The 20,046-nt window shown below is 73.1% G+C and carries 17 protein-coding genes; 12 read left to right on the top strand and 5 right to left on the bottom strand.

The window, feature by feature from the left end; genetic code table 11:
• The first annotated feature begins 37 nt into the window (after nt 1-37).
• The 6 genes from IEY98_RS05015 (at nt 38) to dnaB (ending at nt 5,481) form a co-directional block, all read left to right on the top strand.
• The gene (locus tag IEY98_RS05015; RefSeq protein ID WP_189209061.1) at nt 38-871 is read left to right on the top strand and encodes a hypothetical protein; all 834 of its coding nucleotides are present in this window, start codon (nt 38-40) and stop codon (nt 869-871) included.
• An 88-nt stretch (nt 872-959) separates the two neighbouring features.
• Nucleotides 960-1,250, top strand: a complete 291-nt coding sequence (gene rpsF, locus IEY98_RS05010; RefSeq protein ID WP_189209060.1) for a 30S ribosomal protein S6 — start codon at nt 960-962, stop codon at nt 1,248-1,250.
• Between the two features lie 10 nt (nt 1,251-1,260).
• Entirely contained in the window at nt 1,261-1,752 is a 492-nt protein-coding gene (locus IEY98_RS05005) for a single-stranded DNA-binding protein (protein WP_189209059.1), read from the top strand.
• Nucleotides 1,753-1,785: 33 nt separating this feature from the next.
• Nucleotides 1,786-2,034, top strand: a complete 249-nt coding sequence (gene rpsR / locus IEY98_RS05000) for a 30S ribosomal protein S18 (RefSeq protein WP_189209058.1) — start codon at nt 1,786-1,788, stop codon at nt 2,032-2,034.
• A gap of 12 nt (nt 2,035-2,046) precedes the next feature.
• Complete coding sequence (gene rplI, locus IEY98_RS04995; protein ID WP_189209057.1) at nt 2,047-2,502, top strand: 50S ribosomal protein L9; 456 nt, start codon at nt 2,047-2,049, stop codon at nt 2,500-2,502.
• Nucleotides 2,503-2,877: 375 nt separating this feature from the next.
• Nucleotides 2,878-5,481, top strand: a complete 2,604-nt coding sequence (gene dnaB, locus IEY98_RS04990; protein WP_229786593.1) for a replicative DNA helicase — start codon at nt 2,878-2,880, stop codon at nt 5,479-5,481.
• On the opposite strand, the gene IEY98_RS04985 is transcribed toward dnaB, so the two are convergent.
• Nucleotides 5,472-6,275 (bottom strand): LysR family transcriptional regulator, encoded by an 804-nt coding sequence (locus IEY98_RS04985; RefSeq protein ID WP_189209055.1) that lies wholly within the window; start codon nt 6,273-6,275, stop codon nt 5,472-5,474. The two genes, dnaB and IEY98_RS04985, sit on opposite strands and share 10 nt — an antisense overlap.
• Before the next feature lie 107 nt (nt 6,276-6,382).
• Between IEY98_RS04985 and IEY98_RS04980 the strand changes: the two genes are divergently transcribed.
• From IEY98_RS04980 to trxA, 3 genes are read left to right on the top strand one after another with little or no spacing between them, the layout of a single operon-like run.
• Nucleotides 6,383-6,865 carry a nuclear transport factor 2 family protein gene (locus tag IEY98_RS04980; RefSeq protein ID WP_189209054.1) on the top strand — a complete coding sequence of 161 codons (483 nt, stop codon included), beginning with the start codon at nt 6,383-6,385 and terminating at the stop codon, nt 6,863-6,865.
• A gap of 47 nt (nt 6,866-6,912) precedes the next feature.
• Nucleotides 6,913-7,299, top strand: coding sequence for a MerR family transcriptional regulator (locus IEY98_RS04975; protein ID WP_189209053.1), 387 nt, complete (start codon nt 6,913-6,915; stop codon nt 7,297-7,299).
• Nucleotides 7,293-7,631, top strand: coding sequence for a thioredoxin (gene trxA, locus IEY98_RS04970; RefSeq protein WP_229786590.1), 339 nt, complete (start codon nt 7,293-7,295; stop codon nt 7,629-7,631). Before IEY98_RS04975 ends, trxA begins: the two co-directional genes overlap by 7 nt.
• Here the strand turns inward: trxA and IEY98_RS04965 are convergent.
• The 4 genes from IEY98_RS04965 to IEY98_RS04950 form a co-directional block, all read right to left on the bottom strand.
• On the bottom strand, nt 7,606-7,971 hold the full coding sequence (locus tag IEY98_RS04965; RefSeq protein WP_189209052.1) for a nuclear transport factor 2 family protein: 366 nt from the start codon (nt 7,969-7,971) through the stop codon (nt 7,606-7,608). The genes trxA and IEY98_RS04965 overlap by 26 nt on opposite strands.
• A 184-nt stretch (nt 7,972-8,155) precedes the next feature.
• Nucleotides 8,156-13,648, bottom strand: coding sequence for a beta strand repeat-containing protein (locus tag IEY98_RS04960; RefSeq protein ID WP_189209051.1), 5,493 nt, complete (start codon nt 13,646-13,648; stop codon nt 8,156-8,158).
• A gap of 179 nt (nt 13,649-13,827) precedes the next feature.
• Nucleotides 13,828-14,586: a hypothetical protein gene (locus IEY98_RS04955; RefSeq protein ID WP_189209050.1), complete on the bottom strand. Its 759-nt coding sequence runs from the start codon at nt 14,584-14,586 to the stop codon at nt 13,828-13,830.
• Nucleotides 14,587-14,762: 176 nt separating this feature from the next.
• Nucleotides 14,763-17,003 carry a translocation/assembly module TamB domain-containing protein gene (locus IEY98_RS04950; protein WP_373292321.1) on the bottom strand — a complete coding sequence of 747 codons (2,241 nt, stop codon included), beginning with the start codon at nt 17,001-17,003 and terminating at the stop codon, nt 14,763-14,765.
• Nucleotides 17,004-17,082: 79 nt separating this feature from the next.
• On the opposite strand from IEY98_RS04950, the gene IEY98_RS04945 reads away from it, so the two are divergent.
• Genes IEY98_RS04945 through IEY98_RS04935 form a run of 3 tightly spaced genes read left to right on the top strand, consistent with a single transcriptional unit; the run spans nt 17,083 to nt 20,038 of the window.
• A complete protein-coding gene (locus tag IEY98_RS04945) occupies nt 17,083-18,261 on the top strand; it encodes an AI-2E family transporter (protein ID WP_189209048.1) in 1,179 nt (392 codons plus the stop codon).
• Nucleotides 18,258-19,391 (top strand): MacS family sensor histidine kinase, encoded by a 1,134-nt coding sequence (gene macS, locus IEY98_RS04940; RefSeq protein WP_189209047.1) that lies wholly within the window; start codon nt 18,258-18,260, stop codon nt 19,389-19,391. The genes IEY98_RS04945 and macS overlap by 4 nt, the downstream gene beginning before the upstream one ends.
• Nucleotides 19,392-19,402: 11 nt before the next feature.
• Nucleotides 19,403-20,038, top strand: coding sequence for a response regulator (locus tag IEY98_RS04935; RefSeq protein WP_189210061.1), 636 nt, complete (start codon nt 19,403-19,405; stop codon nt 20,036-20,038).
• The last annotated feature ends 8 nt before the right edge of the window (nt 20,039-20,046 follow it).

Below are 20,046 nucleotides of genomic sequence, written 5' to 3'. Positions count from 1 at the left end.
TCTGCTCAGTCACCCGATCGGATGAAGGGACGCGCCGGTGCGCAGGCTGCTCGGCATCACCGCCGCCATCCTGGCCAGCGCCGCCACGGCCCTGATCCCCGCTTCGGCCAGCGCCGCCCCGCCGCCCTTCCTGGCCGTGGACTGCGAGCAGACCGTCCACGCCTTCCGCGGCCAGCCCGTGCGGCTGTCCCGCATCGCCGTCTCCCGGCTGGTGACCGACGCCACCCGCGCGGAGCTGGGCGGGCTGCGCGCGGCTGCGGTGAACCTCGCCTTCCCGCTCGGCCCGGCGATCCCGGTGGGCGTCGTGCCGAACGGCTCGGCGGAGATCCCCGGCGCGGTCATCGCTGACGCGGTGGCCGAGGCGGTCGCCCCTCTGCCCGAGATCGCCCCCGCCGCGGCCGCCGTCACCGACGGCGTTCGGACGCGGGTCGCCGAGGCGTGCGGGATGACCGTACACGCCCTGGACAAGACCGACGCCGAACCCGGCGAGGCCCCGCGCCCGCCCGCTGCCGACGACCCGGCCACGACGCCCAACGCCCAGCCGGTCGGCGGCGCGGACGCGGCCCCGGCCGAGGTCGAGCTGTACGACCCGGCGCAGTTCGCCCGGTCCGCGCCGCGTGACTACGGCGGCATCCCGGTCGCCCACGCGGGCGTGTTCGCGCCCAGCCCCGACGACCGCTACGGCAGCGTCCCCGGCTACAGCCCCGAGTTCGGGCTGCTCGGCCGGGAGGGCGTGGTCGACACCGCGGGCGAGGCCAGGGCGCTGCCCGTCGGCGGCGGCCAGGTGGCCCTCCCGGTGCTGCTGGCGGTGCTGCTCCTGTCGGTGGTCACCGGCGCGCTGGTGCGCACCTGGGTCCTGCGTCGGGGCTGACGCGGGGACGCTGTTACGCTGTCCGGCGCAGACCCTCCTGCCACGGAACGTCCGTGGCCGCCGAGTCCACAGGAGGTGAGTGGTCTTCATGCGTCATTACGAGGTCATGGTCATCCTCGACCCCACACTCGATGAGCGCACCGTCGCCCCGTCGCTGGAAACGTTCCTCAACGTGATCCGGACGTCGGGCGGCAACGTGGAGAAGGTCGACATCTGGGGCAAGCGCCGCCTCGCCTTCGAGATCAAGAAGCACGCCGAGGGCATCTACGCGGTCCTGGACGTCAACGCCGACCCGGACGCCGTCAAGGAGCTGGACCGCCAGCTCTCGCTGCAGGAGTCCGTGCTGCGGACCAAGGTCCTGCGGCGCGAGACCGCCTGAGGCCCGGGCTATGGCTGGCGACACGACGATCACCGTCATCGGCAACCTGACCGCTGACCCCGAGCTGCGGTTCACCCCCTCCGGGGCGGCCGTGGCCAGCTTCACCGTCGCGTCCACCCCGCGCACCTTCGACCGCCAGAGCGGCGAGTGGAAGGACGGCGAGGCGCTGTTCCTGCGCTGCAACATCTGGCGCCAGGCGGCGGAGAACGTGGCCGAGTCCCTCACCAGGGGCGCGCGGGTCATCGTGAGCGGGCGGCTCAAGCAGCGCTCGTTCGAGACCCGCGAGGGCGAGAAGCGCACCGTCATGGAGCTGGAGGTCGACGAGATCGGCCCCTCGCTGCGCTACGCCACGGCCAAGGTGAACAAGGTCAGCCGCGGTTCCGGCGGCGGCGGCTTCGGCGGGGGACCGTCGGGCCCGCCCGCCGACGACCCGTGGGGCTCCGCGCCGCCCGCCTCATCCGGCGGTGGCGGCGGGGGCTTCAACGACGAGCCGCCCTTCTAACTTCCCACGAGCTAGCTATCCAGGAGTACTGACGTGGCCAAGCCACCCATTCGCAAGCCGAAGAAGAAGGTTTGCGTGTTCTGCAAGGACGAGAAGAAGCAGCGTCCGGTCAACATCGACTACAAGGACACCACGCTGCTGCGCAAGTACATCTCCGACCGCGGCAAGATCCGCGCGCGCCGGGTGACCGGGAACTGCTCCCAGCACCAGCGCGACATCGCGACCGCGGTGAAGAACGCCCGTGAGGTGGCTCTGCTGCCCTACACCTCGACCGCGCGCTAAGGAGGGGACGACATGAAGCTCATCCTCACCACCGACGTGAGCGGCCTGGGCGGCCCCGGCGACATCGTCGAGGTCAAGGACGGCTACGGCCGCAACTACCTGCTGCCCCGCGGCTACGCGATCGTCGCCACCAAGGGCGCCGAGAAGCAGGTCCAGGTCATCCGCCGGGCCCAGGAGGCCAGCCGGATCCGCGACCTCGACCACGCCAAGGAGGTCAAGGCGAAGCTGGCCGACCTCGGCACGGTTCCGCTGAAGGCCAAGGCCGCCGCGGGCTCGGGCAAGCTGTTCGGCTCCATCACCACCGCCGACATCGTCGCCGCGGTCAAGAGCGCGGGCGGCCCCGTGCTCGACAAGCGCGCGCTCGAGGTGTCCGGCCACATCAAGACCGTCGGCAAGCACTCGGTGAGCGTTCGCCTGCACCCCGAGGTGTCCGCCGCGTTCACCATCCAGGTGACCGCCGCGAGCTGACCCACTCGCGAAAGCGCCCCTTCCCGCCGTGTGGAAGGGGCGCTTCGCTTGTCCACATTCTGTCCACAGGCTGGGTGTACCCGGTCGGGTGACGGGGGCTGGCGACACGCCGAACGGAGCACTCCGCGCGACACGCCGAACGAGTTTGTCCCCAGACTGTTCACAGGCCCTGACCTGCGTATTCGGTGAACACCACCGAAGTTGTCCCCAGTCTGTCCACAGCCCTCGGCCGGGGTGTGGGAAGCATCCCCAAGTTATCCACAGGGGCGTGCACAGGCTGATTTGTCATGCCCGGTCCGGGGCCCTAGCGTCGCCTCGCCGACGGATCTTGTCGGCCCGCGGACGTACCGTTGCCGGGCGAGTGAGGGGGACCTTGTGGCACTGACCGACGACCGATTGCCCACACCCCCGGACCACGGGATGGACCGGCAGCCACCGCAGGACCTCGCCGCGGAGCAGAGCGTCCTCGGCGGGATGATGCTGTCCAAGGACGCCATCGCCGACGTGATCGAGGCCCTGCGCCCCGGCGACTTCTACCGCCCGGCGCACCAGGTCATCTACGACTGCATCCTCGACCTCTACGGCCGCGGCGAGCCCGCCGACCCGATCATGGTCTCCGCCGAGCTCGAACGCCGCGGCGAACTGCGCCGCGTGGGCGGCGCGCCGTACCTGCACACGCTGATCGCCACGGTGCCGACGGCGGCCAACGCGGGCTACTACGCCGAGATCGTCGCCGAGAAGGCGATCCTGCGCAGGCTGGTCGAGGCGGGCACCCGCATCGTCCAACTCGGCTACCAGGGCGCAGAGGGCGCGGACGTCACCGAGGTCGTCGACCGCGCCCAGGCCTCGATCTACGAGGTCACCGAGCGCAGCATGAGCGAGGACTACGTGGCCCTGGAGGAACTCCTCCAGCCCACGATGGACGAGATCGACGCCATCGCCTCCCGAGGCGGCCAGTCCCTCGGCATCCCCACCGGCTTCGCCGACCTCGACGAGATCACCAACGGCCTCCACCCCGGCCAGATGATCATCGTCGCGGCCCGTCCGGGTGTCGGGAAGGCACTGGCGCTCGACACCCCGCTGCCCACCCCCACCGGCTGGACCACCATGGGCGATGTCCAGGTCGGAGACCGGCTCATGGGCGCCGACGGCCGTCCGACGACGGTCGTCGCGGCGACCGAGGTGATGGTGGGCCGCCCCTGCTACGAGGTCGAGTTCTCCGACGGCACCGTGATCGTGGCCGACGCCGAGCACCAGTGGCTGACGGAGACCCGCGCCTCCCGGCGATCCGCCCGGGAGGCTGCCTCCCGCCTGCGCAACCAGCAGACCTTCGCCGAGGTCCGCACGACGCGACAGATCGCCGAGACGCTGCGCTGCCGGACGGCCGACCGCAGGCTGAACCACTCCGTCGTCAACGCGGCGCCGCTCGACCTGCCGGAGCGCGAGTACCTGGTGTCCCCGTACGTGCTCGGGGTCTGGCTGGGCGACGGCCACTCCGCGTGCGCCCGGTTCACCACCGCGGACCCGGAGATCGTCTGCCACGTCGAGGCCGAGGGCTACCGCGTCGTACCGCATGGGAAGTTGCACTACGGAATCCGGATGGCCGAGGACGAGCCGGTCGAGCCGCGCGCCTGTGTCGTCTGCGGGGCGAGCTTCGTCCCGCAGACCAGCCAAGTGCGCACGTGTGGCCGGTCCTGTGGTGGAAGGGCGCGCTTCGTCTCCGCTCCCGTCGCGGCCCCGAGCTGCCCGGACTGCGGTGGTCCAGCGGTAGGCCTGCGTCGTTGCCAGCGCTGCCACGATCGCCACGGAACGGTGCAGGCGCGGCTGCGGACGATCGGCGTGCTCAACGCGAAGCACATTCCCGCGGATTACCTGCGGGGGTCGGTCGCCCAACGGCGTGCGCTGCTGGCGGGTCTCCTGGACACCGACGGAACGGTCACCACCGGCGGTTCGGTGCAGTTCTCGGTCACCAACAAGCGCTTGGCCGAAGACGTGCGCGAACTCATCGTCGGCTTGGGTTATCGGTGCGGGATGACCACCAAACGAGTGCGGGGTCGGTCCGAGGAGACATCGACGGCCTACACGCTGACCTTCGGCACCGACGATGACGTCTTCCGCCTGGAACGCAAGCGTCTGCTGCTGAAGGAACGCCGTCGCGGGAAGGCGCCGGTGCGAACCGGCTCCCGTTTCATCACCGACGTGCGCCCGGTCCCCAGCGTCCCGGTCCGCTGTGTGGAAGTGGACAACGCCGATCACCTCTACCTGGCGAGCCGGTCGATGGTGCCGACGCACAACTCGACGCTGGGTCTGGATTTCGCCAGGTCGTGCAGCATCAAGCACCACATGACGAGCGTCATCTTCAGTCTGGAGATGAGCAAGACGGAGATCGTCATGCGTATGTTGTCGGCCGAGGCGCGGATTCGGTTGGCCGATATGCGCGGTGGGCGGATGAGCGACGAGGACTGGACCAAGCTGGCGCGGCGGATGAGCGAGATCAGCGAGGCGCCGCTGTTCGTGGACGACTCGCCGAACATGACGATGATGGAGATCCGGGCCAAGGCGCGGCGGCTCAAGCAGCGGCACGACCTGCGGCTGGTCGTGGTCGACTACATGCAGCTGATGACCTCGGGCAAGCGCGTCGAGTCGCGGCAGCAGGAGGTGTCGGAGTTCTCCCGGCAGCTCAAGCTGCTGGCCAAGGAGCTGGAGGTGCCGGTGGTGGCCATCAGCCAGCTGAACCGCGGCCCCGAGCAACGCACCGACAAGCGCCCGATGCTGTCCGACCTGCGCGAGTCCGGCTCCCTGGAGCAGGACGCCGACATCGTGCTCCTCATCAACCGCCCCGACGCCTGGGAACGCGACGACCCGCGCGCGGGCGAGGCCGACCTGATCATCGCCAAGCACCGCGCCGGTCCGACGGCCACCGTGGTCGTCGCCCACCAACTCCACTACAGCCGCTTCGCCGACCTCGCTCAGGGCTGACCGAGCAGGTCGACCGCGGCTTCGGCGAAGGCGCGCACGCGGGCGGTCGCGCCGTCCGCGCGCCACAGCAGGGCCCATTCCACGGGTTCGGCGTCGTCGATCAGGACGTAGACGACGTCGGGACGGGGGTGGTAGCGGCGGGCGTGCGCGCCGACGGGCAGGACGCCCTGGCCCGCGCCGACGAGGGTGAGGGCCTCCTGGATCGGCTCGGTCAGCAGGGGAACCCGCGCCAGGTCGGCCGCGGAGACGGAATCGCGGCGGGCGTACGGGTGGTTCGCGGGCACCGCCAGCATCCGCGCCTCCCTCACCAGCACTGGGCCAGCGGCGATGTCGGCGTCAGGGGCGGGAAGAGTGGACAAGGCAAGGTCGACCTCGCCGCCGCGCAGCCAGGGCAGGACCTCGCCCGCCCGCGCCTCCCGGATCACGACCCGGCAGCCCGGCAGGCGCTCGCCGAAGACCTCGGCCACGCCGACGAGCAGTTGGCCGGACGCCGCGCCGACGAAGGCGACGGTCAGCGTGCCGGTGGTGCCTCGGCCGTGCTCGATCGCGCGCTCGACCGCGGCGCGGATGCGCGCCCACTCCGGTCCGACTTCTTCTGCCAGCCGCCGTCCGGTCGCGGTCAGCTCGACCCGGCGGCTGGTCCTGGTGAACAGGGGGACCCCGACGCGCCGCTCCAGGCGGGCGATCGTCTGGCTGATCCGGGCCGTCGAGACGCGCAGGCGCTCGGCGGTGCTGCCGAAGTGCAGTTCCTCGGCGAGGGTCAGGAACGCGTCCAGCTCGTGCCGCTCCAGCATGACCACCCCGATCGTTAAGTCCGGGTTGACGATCCTTCCACCGGTCGTGATTGATCACGCCGAGGCGCGCGGCGAGAGTTGAGGGCACCGTCTAATAAGGAGCGTTCATGTACGTGGTCGAGCACCAAGCCGCCCGCCGCCCCTCGGACCTGGGGGACCGCGTCGAGATCATCGACGCGCTGTACCGCTTCGGGCTCGGCCAGGACCTCCCGGACCGGGACCTGTTCGCCTCGTCGTTCGCGCCCGACGCCGAGCTGGACTTCCGGCCCGCGGCGGCGAAGTGGGGCGCGGCGCCGCCGCCGATGACCGGCAGGGACGCGATCGTCGACACGATCCTCGCCCTGTTCGCGGGCCGGGTGACGACCACCCACCAGGTCGCCAACCCGCGCGTCGCGGTGGAGGGCGACACCGCGCGCCTCACCGCGCTGGTGGAGGCCCAGCACCTGCTCACCGCCGACCACGGCACGTTCGCCCTGCTGAAGAACCGCTACGACGTGGACCTCGTCCGCGACGGCGACCGCTGGGTCATGCGCCGGGTCGTCATCGACAACGTCTGGTTCACCGGCGATCCCGTCGCGATCTTCGGCTGATCGTCGGGCTTGCCCTGACGCCCGCGGCAGGGTTTAGCGTCGGGCGCATGCGAATCGGCGAGTTGGCGCGGCGGGCGGGCACGACCGTCCGCGCTCTGCGCTTCTACGAGTCCCAGGGCCTGCTGCCCGCCCAGCGCTCGGCGAACGGGTACCGGGAGTACGGCGAGGACCACGTCCGGCTCGTCACCGAGATCCGGACGCTGCAGGCCGTGGGGCTGAGCCTCGACGACACGCGGCCGTTCGTCGAGTGCCTGCGCGCGGGCAACACGGCGGGGGACGCGTGTCCGGCGTCCATCGACGTCTACCGGCGCAAGCTCGCCGAGGTCGACGCGTGCCTCGACCGGCTCACCGCCGTCCGCGCCGACCTGGTGCGGAAGCTGGCGGGCGCGCTGGCCCGCCAGCCCGGTCCCTGCCACGCGGAGCCGTCGTGCTGACCGCCGTCACCGACGCGACCTTCGAGCGCGACGTCCTGCGCAGCGGGATCCCCGTCCTCGTGGACTTCTGGGCGCGCTGGTGCCCGCCCTGCCACATGATCGCTCCCGTGCTCGCCGAGATCGCCCGCGAACGCGCGGGCGACCTGGCGGTGCTCAAGCTCGACACCGACGAGAACCCGCTGACCGCACGGACCTACCAGGTGATGTCGCTGCCCACCCTGATCCTCTTCGACGCGGGCGAACCCCTCACCGCACTCGTCGGCGCGCGGCCGAAGCTGAAGCTGGTGTCCGAACTGGACGACGCGCTCAGGCGGCGGGCATCTTGTCGATGAAGCCGTAGATGCCCTTGAGCCTGCCCTCCTCGGCGACGACGACGTCGAAGCCCTCGATGACGGACTCGCCGCCGCCCGCGGGGGCGATCTGCCAGCGGAAGCGGGCGATGCCGTGGTGGGCGTCAACGGCGCCGAGCAGGGTCAGCTCGTGGCCGGGGACCTGCTCGAGCACCGCGCCGATGCCCGCGCTGATCGCCGCCGGGCCCTGGACCTCCATGACCGGGTCCACGAAGACGACGTCGTCGGTCAGGACCTCGGCGGCCTGGGCGGCGCGGGTCTCGGCGTCGGTGGTGTTCCAGAGCTGGATGTAGCGGTCGACGAGTTCCTTCAGGTCGCTCACGCGCTTCCCCTTCGTTGAGAACTGTGTGGAGTCCGTCGCGGCCGCAACTTGGGGTCCACCTTGCCGGCACCCTCCGTGTCGAGTCGATCGCGCGTCAGCGCGGCGTCAGGGCGTCATCAGGGGCCGGACACGGGACGGGCCCGGGAGCGTTGCTCCCGGGCCCGTCCACTGGGTGGATCGGTGGTCAGCCGATCGGGTTGCGGCCGACCAGTCCGGTCAGCCTCGACTGCGTGTCGGCCAGGGAGGAGCCGGGCGCAGCCGGGAGGGCCGCCCTGGTGTCCAGACCCGACAGCGCGGGGGTCTGGACCGGGAGGCGGTCCACGGACGGGGTCTGGACGAGGTGGCCGGAGAAGGCCCCCTCCAGGTTGTCCAGACCGGGCGCGTCGTCCAGGCCGGGCATGGCCGGGGCGGCGACGCGGGGTGCGGGCAGGATCGCGGTGTCGGCCAGCGGGTCGGTCGGGTTGGAGAGCCCGTTGACGCCGTAGGAGTGGTTGCCGCTCAGGCCGCCGAGGTGGACGCCCTTGGTGAACTGGTCGGCGGGCGAGTCGTGCGAGCCGAGCAGGTACAGCACGTCGGTCATCGCGTCGTCGAGGCGCGGCATGGTGAGGGTCGTGTCACCCAGCGTGTGCTGCGCGACGCTCATGCCGTCGAGGGAGTTCCCCTCCAGCGGGTTCCGCATGACGCCCATGGTCGTGCTGGTCAGCACGCCGTCAACCAGGGTCGACATGGGGTTGCCGGAGCGGGGCGAGGTGGTGCCGGTCAGGGCGCCGAGGCCGCCCACCGGGGTGCGCTGCAGGTCCACACCGTTCCCCGTCATGGTGTCGAGGGCGAAGTCGATCCCGCTGGGCAGCGAGTCGGGGTACTGCTTCGGGTCGAGGTGCTGCGGGTCGTCGGCCCGGTGCGCGGGGCGGTAGTGCCTCGGCGCGGCGCCGGAGACCCCGACGGTGCTGGTGACGCTGTCGATGGCCTCGAACAGGTTCAGCGACTGCTCGACGGGCCCCACGAGGTCGGCCGTCTGCGGGAACGTGGCCGACACCGGGTTCTTACCGGTGAGGCCGTTGGGGTTGACCAGGTCGTCGACCTCGGACAGGGGCTCGCCCAGGTCGCCGGTGACGCCGTCGAGCGGGTTGTCGACCGACGGGAGGTCGGCGCGGCCGGTGCCGCCGCCGGTCAGGCCGCCGAGGGCGTCGGTGGCCATCGGCAGGCCTGCCTGGCTCGCGTCGGTGAGCGCGCCCAGGCCGAGCAGGTCGGCCAGGTCGCCGAGCGGGGACTCCGAGCCGGAGCCGCCCAGCAGGCTGCCGAGCGGGTCGCCGCCGAACACGCCGCCGAGCGGGTCGCCCGCGGTCGGCAGGTCGGCGCGGCCGGTGCCGCCGCCGGTCAGGCCGCCCAAGCCGAGCAGGTCGCCCAGGTCGCCCAGCGGGGAGTCGCCGCCGAGCAGGGTGGACAGCGGGTTGTCGGTCGGCACGTCGGCACGCGGCGCGCCGCCGGTCAGGCCGCCCAGGGAGAGCAGGTCGCCGAGGTCGCCCAGCGGCGAGCTGCCGTCGAGGACGCTCTCCACGACGCCGCCGGTCGGCGGGATCTCCGAGCCGGGGCCGGTGAGGCCGAGCAGCTCGCCAGCGTCGGACAGCGGGTTGCTCACCTGGGTGTTGACGCCGTCGACGGGGCTGCCCGGCAGCGGCAGCCCGGACCGCTCCCGGCCCGCGCCCAGACCCGCGAGGTCACCCAGCGGGTTCTTCACGGCGTCGGTCACGCTCTCCAGCGGGTTGCCGCCACCGGGGAGGTCGGCACGGCCGGTGACGCTGCCCATGCCCAGGATCTCGCCCAGCACGGAGGTGCCCGCGAGGGCGGCGCCCAGCGGGTTGTCGGTCTGCCCGACCCCGCCGGTCACCCCGCCGAGGCCCGCCAGCGGGTTCTGCTCGCCGCCGAGCAGCCCGGCGAGGGGGTTGCCCGCGAGGGGCGAGTCCGCGCGGGAGACGCCGCCGGCCAGCCCGTCGAGCGGGGTGGTGCCGATGGGCAGGTCCGCCCGGGCGAGGCCCCCGGTCACGGCGTCGAGGCCGCCGGTCAGGCCCTCGACCGGGTTGCCGCTGGTCGGCAGGTCGGTGCGGCTGACACCGCCGGTCAGGCCGGACAGGGCGTCCAGACCACCGGTCAGGCCCTCCAGCGGGTTGCCGCTGGTCGGCAGGTCGGTGCGGCTGACACCGCCGGTCAGGCCGGACAGGGCGTCGAGGCCGCCGGTCAGCCCCTCCAGCGGGCTCCCGCCGGTCGGCAGGTCCGTGCGGCTGACGCCACCGGTCAGGCCGGACAGGGCGTCCAGACCACCGGTCAGCCCCTCCAGCGGGCTCCCGCCGGTCGGCAGGTCGGAACGGCTGACACCGCCGGTCAGGCCGGACAGGGCGTCCAAGGGGTTGCCCAGGCCGCCGGTCAGGCCGTCGAGGGGGCTGCCGCCGGTCGGGAGGTCGGCGCGGCTGCTGCCGGTGGGGATGGCGTTGAGCGGCAGGGTGTCGGTCAGGGCGTCCACCGGGTTGCCGCCGGTGGGCAGGTCCGTGCGGCCGACTCCGCCGGTCAGGCCGGACAGGGCGTCCAAGGGGTTGCCCAGGCCACCGGTCAGGCCGTCGAGGGGGCTGCCGCCGGTGGGCAGGTCCGCGCGGCCGGTCGGGGCCGACAGGCCGGTCAGCGGGAGGGCGTCGGTCAGGCCGTCGAGCGGGCTGCCGGGCTCGTCGGCGCGGGCGGCGCCCGTGCCGCCGAGCAGGCCGCCTGCGATGGCGGGCACGTTGTCCACGGCCGCGAGGCCGCCCGAGGTGGCCAGCGGGTTCTGGATGTCGGCGGTGACCCGGCCGGGCAGGCCGTCGGCCAGCGGCAGGCCGGTGCGGCCGGGGATGCCGTCCAGGCTCGCCACGTCGCCCAGCGGGTTCTGGCCGAGCACGCCGCCCAGCGGGTCCTGGCCCAGCAGGCCGCTCAGCGGGTTGGCGCCGCCCAGCAGGCCGCTCAGCGGGTTGGCGCCGCCCAGCAGGCCGTCCAGCGGGTTGTGGTTGCTGCGGGCCATGCCCGGGTTGAACAGGGAGGTCAGCTCGCCGAGGCTGCCCGCGACGCCGTCGCCGAGCAGGGCGCTCAGCGGGTCGGGGCGGTCGAAGCGGGACGTGCCGTGGCCGCCCGGGTAGGGCAGGGCGGACAGGTTCGGCAGCGCGGGCGGCTTGGTGGCCTCCAGCGCCCCGGCCTTCGGCAGGGTGACGCCGAGCGGCTCCTCCTCGCCGACGGTGACGTCGGTGAACTGGTTGCCGTCGGCGATCGCGTCGGCCAGGACCTCGATCGGCACGTCGTAGATCGGCAGCTCGAGGCCGAGCGGGAGCTGGCCGTCGTTGCCGGACAGGTCGTTGGTGTCGCCGTCGGTGTTCGAGTCGCCTCCCGCCGAGCCGGTGGTGACGTTGTCGGACGCGCCCACGGCGTCGGCCGCGGCCGCGGCCACGGCGTTGCCGTGGACCTGGGCCAGGGTGGCGGCGGGCACGTCGAGCACGTTGCCCGCGAGGTAGCCGCCCTCGCCGCTGGTGGTGAGGTCGCCGCCGGAGTGGCCCTCGGTCTTGTTGGCGCCCACGCCCATCGCGTCGGCGGCGACCGCGGCGACGCCGTCGCCGAAGGCCTGCACGATCGGCAGGGCCTCCAGGCCGACGATGTTGCCCGCGATGTTGCCGTCCGCGCCGCTGGTGGCGCCGTCGCCGCCTGCGGTGGTGTCGGTCTGGTTGGCGCCCACGGCCTCCTCGTCGCCCGCGACCGCGCCCGCGACGCCGAAGCCCTGCAGGGCGGCGGCGACCGGCGCGGTGATCAGGTTGCCGGAGATGTTGCCGTCGGTGCCGTCGGTCACCGCGTTCCCGCCGGAGGTCGACGACGTGTCGTTCGCCGCGACGTGCTTGCCGTTGCCGACCAGCGAGGCGCCGGAGCCGAACAGCTGCGTCGGCACCGCGAGCGGCGTCTGCGCGATGTTGCCCGACAGCGTGCCGAGCGTGCCCTTGGCCCGCGAGGGGCCGCCCGCGGTGACATCGCTGTAACCGTCCGTTTGGGACTGGGTGTTGCCGCCGACGCCCGCGCCGTTGCTGAACGCCTGCAGCGGCCCGGCGACCGGCACGGTCACCAGGTTCGCCCCGCCGGTCGCGGCCTCGTCGTTGGTGTTGTTGCCGCCGCCGGCCGAGGACACCTTGTGTTCCTTGACGACCGACTCGGCGTCGCCGAGCGCGCCGACCACGTTGCCCAGCCCCTCGACGGGGAAGGCGACCGGGACCGAGCCGTTGTTGCCGCCGAAGACGGAGTCGTCGCCGGTGGTCCCGGTGTTGCCGCCGGCCTCGGTGGTGGAGGTGTTGCCGCACACCGCGGTGGCGAGCCCGCCCGCGCCCGCGACGTTGCCGCACGCGTCGACGGGACCGGCGACGGGGACGCTGAGGCTGGTGCCGCCGAGCACGCTGTCGTGCCCGCGGGTGTAGGTGTCGCCGCCCGCGGCGGAGCTGACCTCGTTGACGCCCGCGGTGTCGCAGTTGCCCACGAGCGCGCCGCAGTTGTCCTGTCCCTGCACGGGAAGCGCGACCGGCGTGCCGCCGACGATGCCGGACACCACCGAGTCGTCGCCGAAGGTGCGCGTGCCGCCGCCCGCCGTGGTGGCGCTGGTGGTCTCGCACTGGGACGCGGTGTTGCCCACGTCGCCCACGCCGTTGCAGTCCAGCGCGACCGGGCCGGACACGGGCGTCTGCACGCCGTTGCCGGAGGCGGTCGCGCCCTGCTTGCCGTCGGTCTGGATGTAGGTCGGCACGCGGAACAGGTCGGGCTTCTCGTCGCCCGCGTGTGCCTGGCTGCTGCTCGACGACAGCGACTCGGCGATGCCGAGCTTGGTGATGGTGTTGCCGGACGCGCGCACCGGCACGGCGACCGGGACGCCGCCCGCGTCGCCCGAGGCGAGGCTGTCGACGCCGCTGGTCTCGATGGCGCCGCCCGCGCTGGCGGTCGACTCCGCCGCGGCCGCGGCACTCGCGGTGCCCGCCAGCGAGACGGCGTTGCCGGTGGCCTGCACCGGGGTCGCGCCGTGCGCGGCGAAGACGTTGCCGGAGATGACGCCGTCGTCGCCGTTGGTGGTGACGTCGCCCTCGTTGACCGCGCTCTGCTGGCTGGAGCTGACCACCGCGGCGTCGTCGGCCACGGCGAAGGCGTTGCCGCTGACGTCGATCGGCAGGCTGTAGGCCAGGCGCACGACGTTGCCTGCCAGGGTCTCGTCGCTGCCGTCGGCGTACACGTCCTGGTGGTGGGAGACGTGCTGGCTGGAGGTGTCCGCCACGCTGACGTCGCCGCCGAGCGCGACGGCGTTGCCGGTCGCCTTGGCGGGGAGGATCACGGTGCCCACGGCCTGGTTGTCCTTGAACAGGTCGTCGTCGTGCGCGTCGCGCGACACGGGGAGCTTCCTCGTCGCCATGCCGGGCGCGACGCTGACGTCGCGGCGCACCGAGGGCAGGTGCCTGCTGCCCATGGGCGTCCCGATCGCGTTGCGGTCGATGCGGACCGGCACCTTGACCGTCGCGTCCAGCGCCGAGGGCGGCGCGTCCGGATCGATGGTGTCGTCGGCCGCCGCGATGCCGGTGCCCAGCATCATGACGCCACCCGTGACCAGCACGGTCTGTATGCCGCGCTTCGCCCAGGTTTGCATTCTGGTGATCTCCTTCATCGGTTTCCGCGAGTTCGCGGTAGTGGGGCGGAACGGACGCCGGGGAAAGCGCCCGGATATCGCGCCCGGAACAGGGAGTGCGGAATTGCCCGCCGGGGGGAAAACGCGCGGCCTGGGCAGGAAGGGGAGTGCGCCTGCTGCTGGTGCGGCCGCGCGGGAGTTCAGTCGGGGGTGACGCCGGGCTGCGCGGGAACGGCGGCGGGCTCGTCGGCCCGGGCGGCGCTCGGGGTGTGCGCGAGGGCGGGCTCGGTCGCCAGGGGAGCCGTGGACAGCAGGCCGGACTGCGGCGCGTCGCCCGTGCTCGCCCCGGTGTGCCCGGAGTGGGCGGGGGCGGGCAGCGTCAGCGGAGCCAGCGGGGTGCCGTTGCCGTGCTGGGTGATGGGCTTCTCGACCGAGGATTCCGGCGGACCCCGCCGGGTGACGGACCGCGCGTCGGCGGAGGTGTCCGCCGACGCGCCGGGCTCGCCGTGCCGCTGCCCTCCGGCAGCGGGCACGGCGACCGGCCGCCCGGGCTCCGGCGCGACGGCGAGGGGGCCGTCCGCCGCGGCGGAGCCGGGCAGCGGGGAGAGATCGGGGAGGCTGGGCAGCAGGTCGTCGACCTGCTGCCCGGGCGCGGCGTGGCCGAAGTGCTCGGCGACCGTCTCGCCGACCTCGTCGAAGCGGTCGACGGCGGCCTTGGCGCCGTCTTCCACGTGCAGGTGGGTGAGCGCGCTCTCGACGACGGCCACGCCGTCGTGGGTGAGCACGCGCTCGGGAGCGGACTCGACGACCGCGCCGAGGTCTGCGACGAGGTCCACACCGGTGTCGGCGGCCGCGGTGGCCGTGCCGAGCGCCCAGGCCGCCGCCGCGCCGCCGAGGACGAGCAGCGCGCGGGCGAACAGCCGCCGGGTGGCGGTCCGTCCGGTGCGCACTGGGTCCACGGTGGGATTCCTTCGCGATTGTCGGCCATGCGGCGCGCGGCGAAACGCCGTGCAGGGCAGACACTTTCATCCGGGCGGGCCGTTATGCACGTGTGATCGGGAATGCCCACCTGATCGTGTGACCAACACAGCGTGTTTCCACAGATCACGTTCCGCGCACGGCGCAGGTGGGCGGCTCAGTTCCGCTTCAGCACGCGGGTCGCGCCCGTCGCGGCGGTGGTGGCCAGGATCCAGCCCGCGGCGATCAGCCCGCCGGAGACCCACTGCGACGGCCCGACCATGCGCCACTTGTTGTCCTGCCCCAGATCGATGATGGGCAGCAGCAGGTCGGTGGCCAGCAGCGGCGGGTTCCACACCGGGTTCTGGTCGGAGTCCAGGCGCTCCATCACGTTGAAGGAGAACCAGAACGTGCCCACCAGCCAGAACAGCAGCAGCCACAGCATCGCCAGCCACGGCCGGTATCCGAAGCCGACGGTGACGTGCTGGAGCTTGCCCCAGATCCGTCCGGCGATGTGCAGTTCGGCGTAGCGGCGGCGTTGGCGCTCAAGGAGGACCTTCTGCGCCAGCTCCTCCTCGCCGCCGTCGGAGTACACGGCGGCGAGCTGTTCGTACGGTCCCGGCGCGAAGTCCGGCTGCACCGCGCGCAGCCACGCCAACCGCGTGCGCACGGGCACCTCCGGCTGCGCGGAGATGGCCTCGAACGCGAAGTCCTCGATGTCCACGCCGCCGGTCGCCGCCCACAGCGCCGGGCCGTCGGTCACGGACACGACCCGCGCCCGGGTCAGGATCACCGCTCCCCTCGGCGGACAACGCTCCGGGAACACGAGCACCAGCTCATGCGCGGTGAGGCCGTAGGCAGACAGCGCCTTGTCCGTGCGGTGGTGGTCGGGATGGGTGCGCCCGCCCAGGCGGGCGCCCGCGAAGCTGACCATCTTCTCGACCTCGACCAGCCGCACCCGCACGCCGCCGATGGCCTGGAACCCCCGGCTGCACAACAGGTCCTTGCCGATGGTCGCCACGCGCGCGTCCAGCGACGGCTTGACCGTGCCGTTGGGCCGCAGCCTCGGCTTGTGCAGGCGCGCGCCCGAGCAGTCCAAACTGGACCCGATGGTGGCGTTCTGCAGCCGCACCGACCCGCTGACGCGCACCTTGCGCAGGAACAGCGTGCCGCCGACGCGCAGCCGGTCGGCGAACAGGACGTCGATCGCGGGACCGTAGAGCCGGGCGCGGGACAGGCTCGCGCTGCCGTGCACGGTGGCGTCCACCAGCCGCACCTGCCCGTACGCGCGCAGCGCGCCGTGCGGATCACCGTCGGTGTCACGGCCCAACCAGTCGCCGCCGCGCGCGTCGACGTCGCCGCCGATCTCGATGCCGTCGGCCAGCAGCGCGACCGGCACCCGCTCCACGGCGCGCGCCGCGCTGAAGCACGCTGACAACTCGGCGACCACCGACGGGTCCCCGATGCGCGCCCCGGAGAGCAGCAGATGGCCGCCGATGCGCGCGCCCCGGACAGCGACCGAGCCCAGCGCGGTGAACCCGGCGTCGAGCTTGACGTCGCCCTCCACGCGCAGCCGGTCGCCGTCGAGGACGGTGCGGTCGGCGGCCTTGCCGTGCGGGACCACGAGAACTGCCTTGTCGCGCACGCCGTCATGCAGCTGCGCGCCGGAGAACACGGCGTCGCCGCCGATGCGCGCGCCGGTCAGCCGGACCACACCCGCGCTGTCGAAGTGGGTGCGGGCCGTGCTGTCGCAGAAGAGGTTGCCCTCGACGACCAGGCCGGACGCCTCCAGCGCATCGCCATCGGGGTGGGAGAGCCGCGCGCCGGTCAGGTGCACGCTGCCGCCGATGTGCGCGCCGCGCAGCCGGACCTCGCCCTCGGCGCGCAGCGAGGTCGCCTGGACCGAGCCGGACACGCGCAGCCGGGCGCCGAGGAGCGCGCCCGCGCCGGGGTGGCGCAGAGTCGCGCCGATCATGCGCAGCGAGCCGTCGACGGTGGCGTCGGTCAGGTCGAGCGCGCCCTTGCAGGTGAAGCCGTCCTCCAGGACGAGGTCGCTGGCCACGCGCAGATTGCGGGCGCGCAGCCCGGGCGCCTGGCAGCCGCGCAGGTGCAGCGAGACCAGCCGGGCCATGCGCAGTGCGGGGGTGCGCTCGAAGACGCAGCCGCGCAGTGTGATCACCGTCTCGACCGTGCGCCCCTCCAGGTCGAACCGGCCGGTGACGCGGGCGTCGTCGAGGCGCAGCGCGGGCATCGCGCCCTCGCCGAGCGGGTAGGCGCCGGTCAGCATCCCGGCCAGGACCTGCCCCCGGACGCGGCGGCCGCCGAGGTCGAGCCGGAAGCCGGTGCCGAAGGCGTCGAGGACCTCGCGCTCGGTCTCGGTCAGACCGCTGAGGGGGACGTACGACACATACTCGGACACGGGTCCCATGAGATCAGAGAATTCGTCGCGTCCGACGTGATTCGGCCGATACCGTGTCGGCGATGATTGGGGAACACCGATGAACCGTCACCGCGTCGCGGGCCGCAGGAACCTCCCGAGGAAACCGCTCCCTGACGTCACCCCGCTCGTCCCGCAGGGCCTGCGCGTGGGGGCCGCGCTCTCCTGGCGCTTCCTGGTGGTCATCGGCGCGCTGTACGTGGTGATCTGGCTGATGGGCTACTTCGGCCACGTGGTGATCCCGATCGCGATCGCGCTGCTGCTGGCCGCGCTGATGGCCCCGGGCGTGGCGAAGCTGGTGGAGTACCGGGTGCCGCGCGGGCTGGCCACGGCGATCGTGCTGGTCGGCGGCATCGCCGTCGTCGGCGGCGTGCTGACGTTCGTGATCACCGAGTTCACCACCGGCCTGCCCGACCTTCAGCAGCAGGTGAACGAGAGCCTGGAGACGATCAAGGACTGGCTGGTCCACGGGCCGCTGCACCTGCGCCAGGACCAACTGCAGGGCTACCTCGACACGGTCATCGACACGATCAAGGCCAACCAGACGCAGATCACCTCGGGGGCGATCACGACGGCGGCCACCATCGGCGAGGTCCTCACCGGACTGCTGCTGACCGTGTTCGTGCTGATCTTCTTCCTCTACGACGGCGAGGCGATCTGGCGCTTCACCGTGCGCGGCGTGCCCGCCCCGGTGCGCGACCGGGTCGACGTGGCCGGGCGGCGCGGGTTCTCCTCGCTGGTGAGCTACGTGCGCGCGACGGCCGCCGTGGCGATCTTCGACGCGGTCGGCATCGGCATCGGCCTGTGGATCATGGACGTGCCGCTGTTCGTGCCGCTGGCCGCGCTGGTGTTCCTCACCGCGTTCATCCCGATCATCGGCGCGCTCATCGCGGGCACGGTCGCGGTGCTGGTCGCGTTGGTCGCGCAGGGCTTCGTGCCCGCGCTGGTGGTGCTGGCGATCGTGGTGGGCGTGATGCAGATCGAGAGCCACGTGCTGCAGCCGTGGCTGCTCGGCCGGGCGGTCAAGCTGCACCCGCTGGCGGTCGTGCTGGCCATCGCGGTGGGCCTGGTGGCCGCCGGGATCGCGGGCGCGCTGCTGTCGGTGCCGCTGCTGGCCGTGCTCAACGCGGGCATCCGCTCGCTGCTGGCGCACGACGAGACCGAGCCCGACGAGGTCGACGTCCTCGACGACACCGGATCGGTGCCCGGGGCCGAGGACGGCGTGGTGCCCGGGACATGAGCCGCAAGGACCCCCTCACCCCGCTGTGGCGGGCGGCGGTCCTGCTGCGGATCATCACGCTCGGCTTCGCCGCGGGCGTGGTGGCCGCCCACCACGGCGAGTACGCGGACACGGCGCTGGCCTGGGCGACGATCGGGCTGATGGCCTGCTGGACGGCGGCGACGTCGTGGTACTACCTGCGGCCCCGGCCGTCGGCCTGGTTCACCGCCGTCGATCTCGCGGTGTGCTGCGGGATCATGGCGCTGTCGCCGCTGGTGCTGACCGCCCACCAGTTGCGCGTCGAGGTCGTGCCGCTGGTGACGACGGTGTGGGTGACGGCTGTGGTGGCGGTGGGCGCGGTCCGCGGCGGGACGGTCGGCGGAACCGCGTTCGGCGCGGTGGTCGGGCTGCTCAACTACGCGGTCCGCGGCTATGTGGACACCGACCTGACCAGGGACATGGTGCTGCTCGTCGGCGTCGGGTTCGTGCTGGGCCTGGCAGCCACGACGTCGCGGCGTTCGGCGGAGCGGCTGGAGCGCGCGTTGCGCGTGGAGGCGGCGACCGCGGAGCGCGAGCGGCTGGCGCGGTCCATCCACGACGGCGTGCTGCAGGTGCTGGCCAGGGTCGGCAAGCGGGGCCGCGAGCTGGGCGGGGAGGCCGCCGAGCTGGCCGAGCTGGCGGGCAGGCAGGAGATCGCGCTGCGCGCGCTGGTGGCCGCCGCGCCGCTGGACTCCGGCGCTGAGGAGGTCGACCTGCGGGGCATGCTGCAGGTGCTGGCCACCGACCGGGTGCAGGTGTCGGTGCCCGCGACGCCGGTGGTGGTCTCCGGCGAGGTCGCCGCCGAGTTGAGCAACCTGGTGCGGGAGGCGCTGGCCAACGTCGAGCGGCACGCGGGCGCGGCCGCGCGGGCCTGGGTGCTGCTGGAGGACCTGGGCGGCGAGGTGGTGCTGAGCATCCGCGACGACGGCGTGGGCATCCCGGCGGCGCGGCTGGCCGAGGCGGCCGCGCAGGGCCGGATGGGCGTGGCCCGCTCGATCCGGGGGCGCGTGGCCGAACTGGGCGGAACCGTCACACTGGACACCGCGCCCGACGAGGGCACCGAGTGGGAGGTGCGGGTGCCGCGCCGGACCGGGAAGCGGGGGAGCGGGTGAGCATCACCGTCATGGTCGTCGACGACCATCCGATGTGGCGCGACGGCGTGGCCCGCGATCTGACCGAGCGCGGCTTCGACGTGCGCGCCACCGCGCGCGACGCGGACTCCGCGGTGCGGATCGCGGCGACGGTCCGGCCGCAGGTCGTGCTGATGGACCTCAACCTGGCGGGCGAGTCCGGGGTGCCCGCCATCGCGCGGATCACCGCGGAGGCCCCGGAGGTGCGGGTGCTGGTGCTCTCGGCCAGCGGCGAGCACAGCGACGTCCTGGAGGCGGTGAAGGCCGGGGCGTCGGGGTACCTGGTGAAGTCGGCGTCGGCGGAGGAGCTGGTCGACGCCGTCCGGCGCACGGCGGCGGGCGACGCCGTCTTCACCCCGGGACTGGCCGGGCTCGTGCTGGGCGAGTACCGGCGGATGGCGGCCGGGCCGCCGGACGACAGCCCGCGCCTGACCGACCGCGAGACCGAGGTCCTGCGCCTGGTGGCCAAGGGGCTGACCGCGCGCAAGATCGCCGAGCGGCTGGTGCTGTCGCACCGGACGGTGGAGAACCACGTCCAGTCGACGCTGCGGAAACTGCAGCTGCACAACCGCGTCGAGCTGGCGCGCTATGCGATCGAACACGGGCTTGACCAGGAGCCTCCGCAGTAGCCTGGGCT

It is taken from the genome of Actinokineospora fastidiosa (genome assembly GCF_014648415.1).
Taxonomy (GTDB): domain Bacteria; phylum Actinomycetota; class Actinomycetes; order Mycobacteriales; family Pseudonocardiaceae; genus Actinokineospora; species Actinokineospora fastidiosa.
The sequence above is the reverse complement of the archived record's forward strand: the minus strand, read 5'-3'. Positions and strand labels throughout refer to the sequence as shown.